Here is a 15,946-nt window from a genome sequence, read left to right as displayed (position 1 = left end):
TGCCAAAAAAGTAACTGCTGTCCTCCAAACTTCATATTTAGAGACTTCACCCGAATTTGCTTTACATATTTTACGGCGTTAACGTTAATTCCATTCCTTTTTCTGCATTCATCTTAGTCACATGATATCCGCCACCGACCCAGTCATTCATTTGGTTATGATACCAGTCACTTTTAAAGTGCCCAGCCTGCCCGGGACCTACGATATGATACCCTGTTTCCATATCATTTGTGTCAATCACAAACCGCCATGATGCACCATGGTCAACAATACCGGTTTCGGCATCATAACTCGCAGCCATTGGAGTAACACTGCTACCCCCAACAGAAATTGGATCCTCGTTATTGAAAAAGAATTCCAGCACCGGACTTACATCTGACAATGGATGATAAAACTGAACCTTATGGTAGTCACCCCATCGCCAGTCTGCTGGTTCGTCTCCATGTTCTTCTGACAATTTATCCATTGTATTTTCGAGTGACGCGCTCAGCACTTTCTTAATACCGCCATTATCCTCTATCCATACTGAATCATTCCCTTTACGGAGAAGTTCATCAGTTGTTTGCCCACGACTGCCGAATAAATCCATGACATCTTCAGGAATTTCACCATCATATAAAATAGTTTCAATTTCATCAAGCCATTGGTGAAATATTAGTGGCTGGGCTGCATCAACATGATCCTTGTAATCCCATTCCAAAAGCAATTCCAATGCCCTTTGAGCGTCATCCGTTAATTCCACACTAGCTAACGTTTTTGCAAACATTGGCACGAACTCCCGTGCCTGTAAATTCATTTGGTCCATCTGCAACGCTTGCATATCTTTAGCCGTTAAATTATCACCCGCTGCAAGTACCTCAGCAATTCGTTCATACCGATACGGCTGTGCCCAGACATTACTGATATGATAAGGATATTCTTCACCGATTATCTTATTGTTTGCAGTTGCAATGAATCCCTTATCAGGATTTACTACAGTCGGTAACTCATCAAATGGAATATATCCTTTCCAGTTGTTCTCTTTTTTCCATCCTTCCAGCGGTAACTGTGCATCCTCTCCATTTTCATAAATAGGAATGTTCCCATTTGCCTTATAAGCAATCGTCCCATCCTTTGATGCAAACACAAAGTTTTGTGCTGGAGACAGGAATTTTTCCAGCCCATTCTCAAATTCGGACCAATTAGATGCTCGGTTTATTTCCAGAATAGCTTCGAGCTCCGTTGTCGCTTCCAAAGCCGTCCACCTTAATGACATAACTGTATCCTTCATTTTCTTATTGGCAAAATCAGAAATAATCGGCCCATGACGTGTCTCGACAACCTCGTAATCAATCGTTTTGCCATCTTTTACTTTGATTGGTTCATTAATTACTTCAGCTTTTTCCCAATTATCCTCATATAAAAATTCATTTGGGTTATCAGGATTTCTTTTTTCCAGATAAAGCTGCTGGACATCTGGGCCAGTATTTGTAACGCCCCAGGCAATCTCCTCATTATGACCTAATATAATCCCAGGAACACCGGCGAAAATAACGCCGCTCACACTCACATCAGGTGACTCCAATTGCATCTGATACCAAATCGATGGCGTTGCAAGGCCTAAGTGCGGATCATTGGCTAATAGCGGCTGCCCTGACTTTGACTTTTCACCACTTACAACCCAGTTATTGCTTCCATTAAAAGCATGGGGAATAACAGCATTTTCAAAACTTGCTGCTACATCAACTTCATCCTCACCTATGATTGTCGGCTTGTTTTCTGGGTAAGTTGGAAATAATTCATATGCCTTTTCTTCAGCAAAGTTGTTTAGCGCAAAATAATTAAAGGCTTGGCGCTCCCAATGTCCACCAAGGTCAAATGCCATATATTTACCAATTGTCAACGAATCAATCGGTGTCCATTCAGCTGGTTCAGACCCCATAAGTGTAAACTCGACTGGCAGACTATTTTCTTCTTTTGCCTGTTTAATATATGCGTTTACACCATCGGCAAACCATTGTAATACTTGCTTGCTTTCATCCGAATAGATATCATACGATTCCTTGGCCGCGCGCCTTAATCCAAGCGAACGAAAGTATTTATCATGATCAATTGCCGCTTCACCAACAACTGCACTTAACGTCCCAGATGCCTGCCTCCGCGACATTTCCATCTGGAACATTCTGCTTTGGGCCTGTATGTATCCTTGGGCCATGTATAGATCATGATTATTTTCAGCCTTAATATGCGGCACACCATCCCCATCTGTTACCACTGTCACCTCATTTTCCAATGATGGTAACTGTATTGTCCCTTCAGTCTGTGCTAGTGACTTATTGATGCATCCGTTTACAAAAATGAATAAACCAATCCCTATTGCCAGCAATACTCCGAGACTGATAAGTAGTATTTTTTTCTTATTTCTCTTTTTCTCTTGTGGCTCCAGAATAACTTCCTGTGTTTGCAATAATATAGCCCCCTTGATCTTAACTATTACTATATTTTATTCGATACATAACGACAAAAGTCCTGCAAATAAACTAAATATAAAACGACGGAAGACCTCTAATCATTTACAACCTCCCAAGTATTGATCAGCCCATCAGTAATAGCCCGAACAACTTCCGAATCCGTATCATATTTTGTATGCGAGAGCGGGTTCCAGCTTGTCAGCCAACCTCCAGCATTCACATTAACATCCTTCGTCACTGCCAAATCATATTCACCGTTCAGTCCCTTAAGCGGATATGCCAGAACATCATCTTTATCATAAAAATTGAGCCATTCTCCTTTTAATCCTGGGTAGAGTCTCTCCAATCCAGCTGATGGAACAGCAATCGGCGAACCAAAATCAATATATCGCATCGACCACAATGCCATTGGACTTCCCATCGTATAAAAAAGAGTTAACGTCTCACATTGTTCAATCGGTGTCTGGTTGGTACAACGCTTTGTTTGAATCCCAATATTTTCATGCCTGTACTGTAAATCGTAAAAATAATTACTAGCAACGACGGTCCCAAGACTATGGCTGATGACACAAAGTGGTGCATTTTTTCCAGCCCGTTCTTTTAATTTTCGAATTGCCTTAGCAACCAGTGTATGAACCTTATCATAGTTTTGTCCACCCGAATTCGTAGGCTGGTAAGCAACAGCATCGGATAAAAAATCAATTACAAAACGGCGCATCCGATTATAATCCAAGTCCTGATTATGTTGCAGCTTATTCCAAAGTTCCTCTTGCTCACCTGCAAAAATAGCAGACCAGAATACAGGCTCAAACTCCAACTCTGTACTCCCTATCCCCAATCTTTTCTCAAATCTGCTCGAAATACGTTCAATTATTTTTTCTGCAAACTGTTTATCCGGTGTTCCCGCCCCATGCAAAATTAGTACAGCAATTTTTTGGGTCATACGTCCCCTCCTATAATTACCTAGTAATCTACTAAACACGACAGACTTTAATTACAAACAATATATCCCATCTTCCCTGGAAAAACAATCTCTTACTCGTAATAGAAATGCAACGAAATTGTAAGATTATTACCCCTTTAAAAAGGTTATATGCCTTTTAACAGATTCTTTTTTGTAAGCGAAATATTTTTAACATAAACCGACAAAAATCGGGAAGTGACAGGCACCAAAAAAAGGAGTGATTTCGATGAAGGGTATTATTCTTGCTGGAGGCAGCGGTTCGAGACTTTCTCCGAGTACTGACAGTATTAGCAAACATTTACTGGCTGTCTATGATAAGCCTATGATTTACTATCCATTATCAGTCTTAATGCTGGGTGGAATTACCGATATTATGATTATTAGCACGCCTGAAGATAAACCTCGCTTTCAAGACCTATTGGGCGACGGCTCGTCACTTGGCATCAACCTTAACTACATCGAACAGTCAGATCCGAATGGGATTCCGGAGGCATTTATTCTAGCTGAGGATTTCATCGGAAAGGATGATGTGACACTTATTCTAGGTGATAATATCTTTTACGGCCAAGGTTTTACGACACTGTTTAGGAAAGCACTTGAAAATCATCGGACCGCGACGATATTCGGATATCGTGTAAAAGATGCCGGTAGATTCGGGGTAGCAGAATTTGATCATAATCAGAAAGTAATCTCCCTTGAGGAAAAACCGGAACAGCCAAAATCAGATTTTGCCGTAACCGGGCTATATATTTACGACTACCGCGCTGTCCAGATTGCTAAACAATTGCCTTACTCAGCGCGAGGCGAACTGGAAATTACCGACTTAAATAAAGAATACCTAAAAGGCAGTCAGCTTGACGTGCAATTACTGGGCAGAGGGTTTGCTTGGATGGATGCTGGAACACATGAATCGCTTTTCGATGCATCTGAATTTGTTAAAATTACGCAGCAGCGTCAAGGATTTAAAATTGCATGTCTAGAAGAAATCGCTTATTACATGGGCTATATAAGCCAAAAAGCACTTCAGGAAAAGGGTAAGGCAATGGAAAAGACCGATTATGGAAAATACCTGCTCGAAATTGCTGACCGTAAACACACAGAACAATACTGGGAATCTATTGATCGCAATCCAATGTTAGGACTGGTAGAAAATGAATAAAACACTACTCATAACAGGCGGAAATGGTTTTATTGGCTCAAATTTCATTCATTATTTACTGAATAAATATCCCGATTACCAACTAATAAACGTTGATAAATTAACCTATGCAGGTTCAAGAGCCAATCTTCGTGATGTGGAGAATTTTAAAAATTACCATTTCATTCAAGGAGATATTGCTGATGAATCTCTAATGAAAAGTATATTTTCAATTTACGATATTTCTGGCGTTATCCACTTCGCAGCAGAATCACACGTTGATCGGTCAATTGAAAACGCCACATCATTCATTGAATCAAATGTTCTCGGAACAACCACGTTGCTCCAGGCTGCTCGCGAATCGTGGGAAATGAAAGGCGAGCTTGCAACAAGACGCTTTCATCATATTTCAACCGATGAAGTATATGGGTCACTTGGTACGGATGGGAAATTTAATGAGGAGACACCCTATGATCCCCGTAACCCTTACAGTGCATCCAAAGCAAGTGCTAATATGATTGTGAAGAGCTTCGGTAATACCTATGGGATGAATATAGTTATATCAAGCAGTTCCAACAATTACGGACCAATGCAACACGAGGAAAAACTGATTCCAACAATTATTTCAAAGTCCCTGAAAAAGGAGCTCATCCCTGTCTATGGTGATGGAAAAAACGTACGAGACTGGCTTCATGTTCAGGATCATTGCCAGGCATTAGACCTTATTTTTCATCAAGCAAGTCCAGCAGAAACCTACAACATTGGTGGTGGGAATGAAGTTACCAATATTGAGCTGGCGATGAAAATATGTGATATTCTGGACTACCTATATCCTCAAAATCACAGCTGTAAAGAGTTGATTGCATTCACTCAAGATCGTCCGGGACACGACAGACGATATGCAGTTGACGATACAAAACTAAGGAAAAACCTGGGCTGGGTTCCTACTGTGGATTTAGATACGGGATTAAAAAATACGGTTGAATGGTATGTAGGGCAATGGGAACAAATCACCCAACAATCTCTGTAGTCGTTCCTGTTTATGGGTGCGAACCTTGCTTACACCAACTTTATGACCGTATTAAAACCACCATCGAAAAAATCCCAGCCCACTTCGAAATTATTCTAGTAAACGATGCCAGTCCTGATAATGCCTGGAACACTATTAAACAACTAAGCACAACCGACAGTCGCATAAGAGGAATTGACCTTGCCAGAAATTTCGGGCAGCACCATGCAATTACAGCCGGTCTTGACTACACCGTTGGCGACTGGGTTGTGGTGATGGATTGTGACTTACAGGATCGTCCAGAAGAAATCCAAACATTGTACGATAAAACTCACGAAGGATATGAAGTCGTGTTTGGGAATCGTATACAGCGCCAGGACAATTGGTTTAAGCGAAAATCATCACAGCTTTTTTACAAAGTCTATGACTATTTTACCGGCGGGACATCAGACCATACCGCTGCCAACTTTAGTATCAGTTCCAAAAACGTGGTAGATGGATTTAAGCAAATGCGCGAACAAAACCGCTTCTTCCCGCTTTTCATTCAATGGATGGGGTATAAAGCAAGTACCGTACAAGTCGAGCACAACTCAAGGAAGGCAGGAAAAACATCCTATAACATTAAAAAACTCGTTACTCTGGCAACAGATGCCATTATATCCCAATCAAATAAGCCGCTTCGTTTATCAATTCAATTCGGCTTCTTAATTTCGTTGGGCTCATTTCTTTACGGAATGTATCTATTTGCAAGATACTTCTTTTTAGCAGAACCAGTTCAAGGCTGGACCAGTGTCATGGTCTCCATTTACTTTATTGGTGGATTAATTTTCTTCAACTTTGGCGTTCTCGGGCTTTATTTAGGCAAGGTATTTAATGAAACAAAGGCACGACCGCTTTATTTAATTCGTGAGACGACAGATGAAAACGACGAACGGAGCTGATAATATGAAACATCTACGGGAAACCCCTTGGGACAAGAGAAATTTTAATATGGACACATTTGAAGTAACTGGAACATTTGAAGAAGCACTTCAGGAAACAGATAAGTATGATGGACACTACACGCTTAAGATTGGCCCCTTGGAAAGTCCAGAGCTCCTTCTAAAATATGGTTTTTATTATATGGACACATTAATCGAGCCCGTATGTAAAAAAGAAAACTTACATCTTTTCGATAATGATGCTACATCAATTTCAAAGGATTATGAACCATCAGAGATTAATCAAATAGCAGAAGAGTCGTTCAAGCATGGTCGGTTTCATCGTGATTTTAATATTCCTAATTCGATGGCTGACACTCGCTACATGAATTGGGTGAATGATCTTCAGGAGAAGGATCAGATTTTCGCCCTCATGTATGAAGATGATACAGCTGGGTTTTTTGCTTACGATAGTGACAAAGTTCTTCTGCTTGGAATTAAAGAGGAATACCGAAGCAGAGGTCTGGCAAAAGCATTTACGAGCCAAGGCTGTGCAGAGCAATTTAAGCACGGGTACAACGAGTTACGGACATCTATCTCTGCTGCTAATGTAGCTTCATTAAATCTGTTTTATTCCCTTGGCTTCAGGCTCATGAATACTGTTGATGTCTACCACAAAGTAACCGGCCCAGGTGTGTAATGATGGGATACCTTTATATATTTGGCACAATATTTTTCACCGTTTATGGCCAAATTGTTTTAAAATGGAAAATTGATAAAGCTGGCCAACTCCCAGAAGCATTAACAGATAAAATCTATTTTCTCCTGCAATTATTACTTAATCCATGGATTCTATCAGGATTTCTATCAGCATTTGTCGCATCTCTTTTTTGGATGGCAGCAATGACAAAGTTTAATATCAGCTATGCCTATCCTTTTATGAGTTTGTCATTTGTCCTGGTATTTCTGCTTTCCGTAGTTATTTTCGGCGATCCCGTTACGGTACAAAAAGTAATCGGGTTAAGCCTGATAGTTGCAGGCATTATCGTTACAAGTCAATCATTGTGAGGTGATCGTTTTGATTCCATTTAATAAGCCATGTGTAATAGGAGAAGAAGCAACAGCAGTGCAGGAAGCAATTGAACATACAAAGCTATCCGGCAATGGTCCGTTTGGAAAAAAATGCACCGACTGGCTTGAAGCTCGATTACAATGTGAGAAAGTAATCCTAACGCCATCATGTACAGCAGCCCTAGAAATGACCACATTGTTAACAGAAGTTGGGGAAGAAGATGAGGTCATCATGCCATCGTACACTTTTGTTTCGACGGCTAATGCATTTGCACTCAGAGGAACTGCGATTCGTTTTGTTGACATCGAACCTAATACGATGAATATATCGCCAAGTGAAATCGAAGCGGCAATAACCGACAAGACAAAAGCAATTGTTATTGTGCACTATGCCGGTATTTCCTGTGATATGGATGCGATAATGGACATTGCAAATCGTTATGGGCTATGGGTTATAGAAGACGCAGCCCAGGCATTGTTCAGTTCGTACAAAGGAAGACCCCTTGGTACCATTGGACACTTTGGCGCGATAAGCTTTCATGAAACAAAAAACTTTACTTGTGGTGAAGGCGGTGCCTTGATCGTAAATCGTCCTGAAGCCGTTGAACGAGCAGAAATTTTACAGGAAAAGGGAACAAACCGGGAGCAATTTTTTAAAGGAATGGTAGATAAATATACATGGCGCGATGTTGGTTCATCCTATTTATTAAGCGACCTAAATGCAGCATATCTATCTGTTCAATTACAGCATGCTGACTTGATTAATAAGAGCCGATTACGTGCATGGAATCAATATTATTATGGATTACTTGATTTACCTGAAGTTGAAGTGCCACACGTTCCATCGGATTGCCACCACAATGCCCATATGTTTTATATAAAAACCAATCAGCAACAGGAGCTGATTGAATACCTTAAGAAACATGACATAATGGCCGTAACACATTACGTGCCATTACATTCATCGCATGCAGGAATGAAATTTGGAAAGTTTATTGGTGAGGACCAGTTTACGACAACCGAAAGTGAAAAAATTGTTCGCTTGCCATTATACTTTGGAATAGGAAAAGAGGCCGTCGATGATGTGGTCACCCATATACAAGCTTTTTTCAACACCTAAATTAATAACGTTCGCATGTCTGGTGATCGTCGCCTATCTTTTGCCATATTATATTCTTGGCGAAGATACACACATCCGCGTGCATGACAATTTGGATTCCAACATTGTCTGGTATAAATTGCTCGTTGAGAGTGGGCAGCTATTTTCACCCGCTACACTGCCAAATGTAATTAATGGACTGCCACGAAGTACGCTTGCCACACCATTTGATGCAATGGTATGGTTTTATGTACTTTTCGAACCGATGACAGCTTACACAATTGGGCAAACAATTATGCGGCTCGTTGCCTTTATTGGTATGTATATGTTACTTCGGAATCGTATCGGAACACCATTTATTTCAGTTGGTGCAGCGTTAGGTTTTGCACTGTTGCCTTTTTGGCCGTCCGGTCTCTTATCAATTGCAGGTCTGCCACTCGCTTTGCATGTATTTTTAAACATCCGTGAACATGGAAAGAAAACCAAGAAATATAATTGGCTAGTATTAATTTTACTGCCGTTTTTCTCAAATTTTATTCTTACATTTATATTTTTCTTAGGTCTGATGGGCGTATTTTGGTTAATTGATTGGATACGATTAAAAAAGTCCAATTGGGCGTTTTTTATTGCCATAACGTCTATGACCGTTCTTTATTTGGCAAAAAATTATTTATTAATTTATTCTATGTTTTTTAATAAAGGATTCACATCCCATCGTACGGAAAATGACCTGGGGCATAATGATTTAGCCGAAACATTGGAGTTATTTTTACATAACTTCATTAACGGGCATACGCACGACATGGCAGTCCACACTAAAATCATCATCCCAGTTATTGGTGTTGCAATCCTTGTTGCAGCATATCGTAATCTGAGACCGAAATTATTACTTGGCTTATTTATATTCAACGCCTTGATTTCACTCTGGTATGCATTTTGGTATTGGGAAGGATGGCGTGTATTAAAGGATCAAATTATGATTCTGAACACGTTTAACTTCAGCCGTATACATTTTCTCGACCCAGTGGTCTGGTATATCTGCTTCGCCCTGGCATTGTGGGTTTTATGGAAGCATTTACGTTTTGGAAAAATGTTAGTAGTTGCGCTAATTATTACCCAATGTGTTTTGGTGTTTAATTTAAATGAAGAGAATAAATACAGTAGGATTGGCACTCCAACATTTGCAGAATTTTACTCAGAGAATTTATTTGATTCCATTAAAAAATATATTGGGAAAGATCAATCCGAATACCGGGTTGTCAGTATTGCAATGCATCCAACAATAGCTCAATACAATGGATTCTATACGCTCGATACGTATAACAACAGTTTTCCATTAAAATATAAGCATAAATTCCGGAAAATCATTGCACCCGAACTTGAAAAGAATGCTACTCTCGAAAATTATTTCGATACATGGGGCGGCAGACTCTATATGTATGTCAGTGAGCTTGGCAAGCATTATATGTTTACCAAAAATAGTGACGAAGAATTAGAAAATCTCAATATAAATAGTGAAGCGCTGTCTAATTTAGGCGGTGACTATGTATTGTCTGCACTACCTATTTTGAATAACGAAGAGAATGGGCTTAAATTTGAGCGAAGTTTTGAAAACGCCAAATCCCCGTGGAAGATATATTTATATAAGGTTGTCGCTTGACTTTAGGGGGTTTCGTCGCTCGACTTTGGGATGTTGTCGCTCGACTTTGGGGCTTTGTCGCTCGACTTTGAGGCGTCGTCGCTCGACTTTGGGGCTTTGTCGCTCGACTTTGGGGCTTTGTCGCTTGACTTTTGGGCTTCGTCGCTCGACTTTGCATAAATCTTTCACTTGGGCAAGAAACTACTGTTTCAGCTGTTCAATTTCGGATTCTGTTCTAAAAACCCGCTTATTTAGTACTTGTATATCAGAATCCCGTTTATCTATTTTGCCATCTATTTGTTTAAGTAGCACTCGAATATTCTGGGGTTCACTTTCTTCTAATTTAGTTACCGCTGCCTCAATCCGGTCAATTTTACCATCGATTACCTGAAAGCGATTGTTCATGTTGATTTCCATATTCTGCTGACGGTCATCAATTTGCTTCAGATTGGTTTCCATACTCTGCTGACGATCATCTACCTGCTTCAGATTGATTTCCATACTCTGCTGGCGGTCATCTACCTGCTTCAGATTGGCTTCCATACTCTGCTGGCGATCATCTACCTGCTTCAGATTGGTTTCCATACTTTGTTGCCGATCATCTACCTGCTTCAGATTAGCTTCCATACTCTGCTGGCGATCATCTACCTGTTTCAGATTGGCTTCCATACTTTGTTGCCGATCATCTGCTTGCTTCAGATTGGCTTCCATACTTTGCTGCCGATCATCTGCTTGCTTCAGATTAACCTCCATACTTTGCTGGCGATCATTTATTCTGTTCAATAACTTGTCCATATTCTCTAACTTTTTTATAATCTCATCCATCTCCAAAACCTCCTTAATGATAAAGTACCTTAATTGGATTAGAAGAGCAAAAACATTAAATTCCTTTTAGCTTATTCACCATGCGTTAAAAAACGAATTTTTACCTAGCAATAATTTAAATATCTTTCTACTCCCACATGCTAAATTCTAATTTTTTATTTATATTATAGTATATAGTAATAAAAGAATACAGGTTTACTTATTATAGTCCCAGAGTACTTTCCACTCCTCTTCAACCATCGTTGCATAAACATCCTGTACAATACGAAACAGCCCATATTTACCTTTATACTCTTGTGTGACTGTCACCTTATAAACTAGATCAATTGGTTCCGCTCCTTTTTCAATTTTCCAGTTCTTCATTTCCACTGCCTCATCCAAGGTGTAAGTAAACGTAGTAACACCAAAGTGATTCATAAACACATGCGCACGGTCCTGCAGATAGTGTCCTTTATCAAACTTCTCTTTCATTAAAGGATGGAACATCGCCCAGGAGTCTGAAAAGGCCCCATCCTGTTCATATGCATAAAACATGTCAACTGCCTCAACAGCATAATCTTCAGGAGATTTATCAATGAGTAAATATATGGTAAAACCAATACCAAGGGTAACCACTAACAGCAGTACTATCCTCATCGTATCCCTCCTAACTGACTGGGCAGTTACAATCCTAATTTAACCCATAACTTATTCTCGTTAACCTTGAACTCCTTTACATTACCAACCGGTATGTCTCTGATTCTGTTAATACAATTTAAATCAATCATTATTATATCTTTTTTATATTTTAAAAAAGGTGGTCTGTTGAAAATCTTACTTTTCAGCCATCCTAAATTTAACGGTGTTATCCTATCAATATGCAAATACAGCACTCGCTTGTCCGCATGTATTGGTCTTAAATCTATTTCAAAGTACATGTTAAAGAACAGTTTTTTTGCAACACCGCTGAATCTTATTAAATCAGTTTGCATGGATATCGAGAAGTCCTGTACAGAATTTTGCCGGGCCAGTCTTTTTTCAAAAATGCGTAAAAGTACTTTTGATGAAATTGGCAGGTTCACCCCTAAATTGTCCATTAGATTCTTCCTTTTGGAATGCCGTTAATACCATTTTATTCGAAGATAGGACAAATATTATAGAATATAGCATAGCCAATCTAAATCTATGTGACAGGTTAACCATCAACACCCTCTTCAGCACGAGTAATATACTCATTCTCCAGTGAGGTTCTTCCTTTAAATGTTTTAAATCCCTTAACCCACAAGGACTGGTAATTATGAAGTTCACTCAATAATAAAAATATTTGTCTACTATCTTGGTGAATACCCTTGTAAAATTTCCAGGTATAATCACTTGATAAATACGTTTCACAAAAAGATTTTGTAAAACCATAAAAAAGCCACTAGTCTTTTAAATTAGCAGCTTCAATCTCATTTATAGACACGCTCCAACTTATTAATCGAATCCTCCTTCCCCAGCATCCTTTGAATTATCTCAACATTACCGGGATACTTAATACCAGCTCCTGTATTCAGAGCAACTACAGTTTCATCCTGTCCAATCCACCCACTTTCTCTTAACCTGCGAATCGCTGCAAATGTAGCAGCACCTTCTGGACAAACAAAACTTCCTTCCATGTTAGCCACTTTCTCCTGTTCCTTGAGCATCGATCCGTCATCGATAGCAACCGCGCAGCCATCGGTATTATAAATAGCATCTAACACTAGAAAATCTCCTAATGCTTTCGGGACATTGATACCGAATGCAACGGTTTCGGAATTCTTCCAAAACACAGATTCGTGTTTTCCTTCTTTCCATGCATCGACAATAGGCGCACACCCCGTTGATTGAACAGCTACTAACCGGGGAAGCTTTCCTTTGATCCAGCCTAATTCCTTTAATTCGTTTAGAGCTTTATAAATTCCAATCAGACCTACACCGCCACCTGTTGGATATAAAATCACATCAGGCATTTTCCAATTAAGCTGTTCAGTGATTTCCAGCCCCATTGTTTTCTTTCCTTCAATCCGATAGGGCTCTTTCAATGTAGAGGCATCATAAAGGTTATAGTCCTTGACCGCTTTTTCTACTATTTTTCCAGCATCACTAATGAGTCCATTCACTAAATAAAGATTGGCTCCTGATAGAGCGACTTCATTTCGGGCGATTTTGGGAGCATCTGTCGGCATCACAATGGTAGCTATTATACCAGCCCTGGCAGCATATAACCCCCATGCTGCACCAGCGTTTCCATTTGTCGGCATTACTAGTTCCTTAACGCCGATTTCTTTTGCCTTCGATACCCCAACAGCTGCACCTCTTGCCTTAAACGTACCTGTCGGGATCAGTGCCTCATCCTTCATGTAAAGATTACCAATGGACATATCATTTCCAAGTTTCCGCAACGGGAGTAACGGAGTCATACCTTCTCCTAGTGAAACGACATTAAGTTCTTCCTCAACCGGGAGTAATTCGTGATACCGCCATAATGTAAGTTCCCTTGTACCCCATTCACCGGGTACTACATTCTTCTTAACTTCTTCCAAGTCATACTTTACTAATAAAGGTGAACCACAAGTGCATACTTGATGCTGCTCGATGGTCCCAAATGTATTTCCACATTTTGGACAATAAAGATGTGAAATATAACTGTATTTCAACATATGCCCTCCTATCTAAATACATGGTTATATATCATTCCAATAGTTTCGAATAAATATCTTGTTCCAACATATCACTTACATTGATTACCTCACCGTTTTTTATGGAACGTTCAGCAGCCTCCCCGACAACAATGGACCAAAAACCCTCTTCCACTGTGGCTGTTGCTTTATAATTCCCCTCTATGTTATCAATAAAGTACTTGTGCTCATAATATGTGGCGCCACTATGACCACTTCCCTGAATGACTGTTGGGTAGCAGGGGACTGCTGTTTTTGCTGTTCCGTTTTCTCCGCTTAATACTTCCAGATACGTTCTGTCACCGTTTATAGGCAAAAAATCCTCTTTTTCGTAGGCTTTCAGTCTGCCTCTGTCACCGCATATTGTTATTTCTTCATAAAACATAGGTACAAACATACAAAGCTGAAATTGGGCTTTGATGCCATTCTCGTAATTTACCGTAACCATGGCATTGTCTATAATATTCGACTTGGTACCTTTATAAGAAAAATCCGTAAAATTGACATCCATGCCGCCTGTAGCGTAAACTTTTTCCGGCCTCGATTGTGCAAATAAGTTTAATAGATCAAAGTAGTGACAGCATTTTTCAACCAGAGTTCCCCCAGAGTATTCCGAAAATTTATTCCACTGATTAACTTTATCCAAAAATGGCACACGATGCTCTACAATACTTATATTTTTGATATTTCCTGCTGATTTTCTTTCCAGCATTTCGTGAATGGCTTCCGTATAAATAGGTTTATGTCTGTATTGAAGACCAATTTGAAAAATAGAATTGTAGTTTTGTGCTATCTCTTTTATCTCCCAGGTGTCCTTTAATGTTGTTGCCATCGGTTTTTCTAATAAAATATGTTTTCCTGACTTAACTGCCTCTTTAACAATGTCAACATGTGTATAATTAGGGGTGCAAATAATTAGCCCGTCAACTTCCGAATCCTGACAAGCACTTTCTAACGTATCATAAACTTTCAATTCATTACTCGGATACTCCTGCCGAAAAAAATGACAGGTATTCTCTATACTGTTTTCATTAAGATCAAAGATACCATTGATTTTTGCCCGTCCCTCCAACATTGTAACCTTTATGTGCTCCTGGCCAATTATACCCGCACCAATTACATTAAATTTATACTTAGGGGGAGTTTTTGAGAATAAATACTTATCTTTCTCTGTTAAATGGTCTGACTTAAAAAAACCAGTATAAAAATTATTATTATTTATTTCACTTACCACTTGATACACCTCCCTATAGTTGACACGCCGGAGTCGAATAATTTTGAAGGACATCCGCAGCCTTATTCTGGCTACCAAATAGATCTATTTTTTCTTTTACTTTTTCTTTCATATAGGTTTTACCTCTCCCAAGTGAATTAGCAAGTACAAATTCCTGCTGGTTCTCCTCGAACACTTTTTGAATACCGTAAGTGAAAGACTGCCTCAATTCGGTATCCACGTTAATTTTAGCAACACCTAATGAAATAGCCTTTTCTACTTGCACATCAGGTACACCAGAACCACCATGCAAAACAATTGGCCGTCGTACAGCTTCTGTTATTTCTTGTAATCTTTCAAAACGTATTTTTGGTTCTGCCTTGTAAAGACCATGAGCAGTGCCAATAGATACTGCTAAATAATCCACATCCGTTTCTTGTACAAATGAAACAGCTTCTTTTGTTGTAGTAATTAGTGCGTCTTTTTCGTGAACAGTTATATTATCTTCTGTTCCTCCAATTTTTCCAATTTCACCTTCTGAGCCAATGTTAAGCGCCCTGGCTATAGTCACAACTTTTTTAGTTAACACTGTATTTTCATCAAATGATAAGGATGAGCCGTCAAACATAACTGATTGAAACCCTAGTTGGATTGCTTTCATTGTTTGTTTAAAATCCCTGCTATGGTCAAGATGAACAGTGATTGGAACGGTTGAATTCTTCCCATAACAATCTATAAGCAATTTCATTGGTTCCATCCCTAAGGTTTGAATAACTTTCTGTCCTACTTGAATCATAACAGGTGACTGTTCCTCTTCTGCCGCTTCAATGATAGCTTGAACAGTTTCGGCATTGTGTGCACTAAAAGCACCTATTCCATAACCATTTCTATATGCATGATCTAATAATAACTTGCCATTCAGAAAAGGCATTTTGAG

The 15,946-nt window shown here is 39.4% G+C and carries 15 protein-coding genes; 7 read left to right on the top strand and 8 right to left on the bottom strand.

Annotated elements, in window-relative coordinates; translation table 11 throughout:
- Positions 1–70: 70 nt before the first annotated feature.
- Positions 71–2,446, bottom strand: coding sequence for a penicillin acylase family protein (locus tag ACE1TG_RS06945; protein ID WP_375051639.1), 2,376 nt, complete (start codon positions 2,444–2,446; stop codon positions 71–73).
- A gap of 98 nt (positions 2,447–2,544) precedes the next feature.
- Positions 2,545–3,393 (bottom strand): chemotaxis protein, encoded by an 849-nt coding sequence (locus ACE1TG_RS06940; RefSeq protein WP_375051638.1) that lies wholly within the window; start codon positions 3,391–3,393, stop codon positions 2,545–2,547.
- Positions 3,394–3,640: 247 nt separating this feature from the next.
- Here ACE1TG_RS06940 and rfbA point away from each other — a divergent pair, with 247 nt between their 5' ends.
- From rfbA to ACE1TG_RS06905, 7 genes are read left to right on the top strand one after another with little or no spacing between them, the layout of a single operon-like run.
- A complete protein-coding gene (gene rfbA / locus ACE1TG_RS06935) occupies positions 3,641–4,573 on the top strand; it encodes a glucose-1-phosphate thymidylyltransferase RfbA (RefSeq protein ID WP_375051637.1) in 933 nt (310 codons plus the stop codon).
- Complete coding sequence (gene rfbB, locus ACE1TG_RS06930; RefSeq protein WP_375051636.1) at positions 4,566–5,582, top strand: dTDP-glucose 4,6-dehydratase; 1,017 nt, start codon at positions 4,566–4,568, stop codon at positions 5,580–5,582. The genes rfbA and rfbB overlap by 8 nt, the downstream gene beginning before the upstream one ends.
- Positions 5,552–6,502, top strand: coding sequence for a glycosyltransferase family 2 protein (locus tag ACE1TG_RS06925; protein WP_375051635.1), 951 nt, complete (start codon positions 5,552–5,554; stop codon positions 6,500–6,502). The genes rfbB and ACE1TG_RS06925 overlap by 31 nt, the downstream gene beginning before the upstream one ends.
- A 4-nt stretch (positions 6,503–6,506) precedes the next feature.
- Positions 6,507–7,181 carry a GNAT family N-acetyltransferase gene (locus tag ACE1TG_RS06920; RefSeq protein WP_375051634.1) on the top strand — a complete coding sequence of 225 codons (675 nt, stop codon included), beginning with the start codon at positions 6,507–6,509 and terminating at the stop codon, positions 7,179–7,181.
- On the top strand, positions 7,181–7,549 hold the full coding sequence (locus ACE1TG_RS06915; RefSeq protein WP_375051633.1) for an EamA family transporter: 369 nt from the start codon (positions 7,181–7,183) through the stop codon (positions 7,547–7,549). Before ACE1TG_RS06920 ends, ACE1TG_RS06915 begins: the two co-directional genes overlap by 1 nt.
- Before the next feature lies 1 nt (position 7,550).
- On the top strand, positions 7,551–8,672 hold the full coding sequence (gene rffA, locus ACE1TG_RS06910) for a dTDP-4-amino-4,6-dideoxygalactose transaminase (protein ID WP_375051849.1): 1,122 nt from the start codon (positions 7,551–7,553) through the stop codon (positions 8,670–8,672).
- Positions 8,635–10,311, top strand: coding sequence for a DUF6044 family protein (locus ACE1TG_RS06905; RefSeq protein WP_375051848.1), 1,677 nt, complete (start codon positions 8,635–8,637; stop codon positions 10,309–10,311). Before rffA ends, ACE1TG_RS06905 begins: the two co-directional genes overlap by 38 nt.
- A 180-nt stretch (positions 10,312–10,491) precedes the next feature.
- On the opposite strand, the gene ACE1TG_RS06900 is transcribed toward ACE1TG_RS06905, so the two are convergent.
- From ACE1TG_RS06900 to ACE1TG_RS06875, 6 genes are all read right to left on the bottom strand, one after another.
- On the bottom strand, positions 10,492–11,115 hold the full coding sequence (locus ACE1TG_RS06900) for a hypothetical protein (protein ID WP_375051632.1): 624 nt from the start codon (positions 11,113–11,115) through the stop codon (positions 10,492–10,494).
- 195 nt (positions 11,116–11,310) lie between these two features.
- Positions 11,311–11,751, bottom strand: a complete 441-nt coding sequence (locus ACE1TG_RS06895; RefSeq protein ID WP_375051631.1) for a hypothetical protein — start codon at positions 11,749–11,751, stop codon at positions 11,311–11,313.
- 26 nt (positions 11,752–11,777) lie between these two features.
- A complete protein-coding gene (locus ACE1TG_RS06890) occupies positions 11,778–12,191 on the bottom strand; it encodes a hypothetical protein (protein ID WP_375051630.1) in 414 nt (137 codons plus the stop codon).
- Between the two features lie 354 nt (positions 12,192–12,545).
- On the bottom strand, positions 12,546–13,775 hold the full coding sequence (locus tag ACE1TG_RS06885) for a threonine synthase (RefSeq protein ID WP_375051847.1): 1,230 nt from the start codon (positions 13,773–13,775) through the stop codon (positions 12,546–12,548).
- 34 nt (positions 13,776–13,809) lie between these two features.
- Positions 13,810–15,030, bottom strand: coding sequence for a Gfo/Idh/MocA family protein (locus ACE1TG_RS06880; RefSeq protein ID WP_375051629.1), 1,221 nt, complete (start codon positions 15,028–15,030; stop codon positions 13,810–13,812).
- 13 nt (positions 15,031–15,043) lie between these two features.
- Complete coding sequence (locus ACE1TG_RS06875) at positions 15,044–15,940, bottom strand: class II fructose-bisphosphate aldolase (RefSeq protein WP_375051628.1); 897 nt, start codon at positions 15,938–15,940, stop codon at positions 15,044–15,046.
- Positions 15,941–15,946 lie beyond the last annotated feature (6 nt).

The sequence above is a fragment of the Virgibacillus sp. JSM 102003 genome, from assembly GCF_041949995.1.
Classification (GTDB): domain Bacteria; phylum Bacillota; class Bacilli; order Bacillales; family Amphibacillaceae; genus Lentibacillus.
Note: the sequence above shows the minus strand (reverse complement) of the source record. Positions and strands in the feature narration are given on the sequence as shown.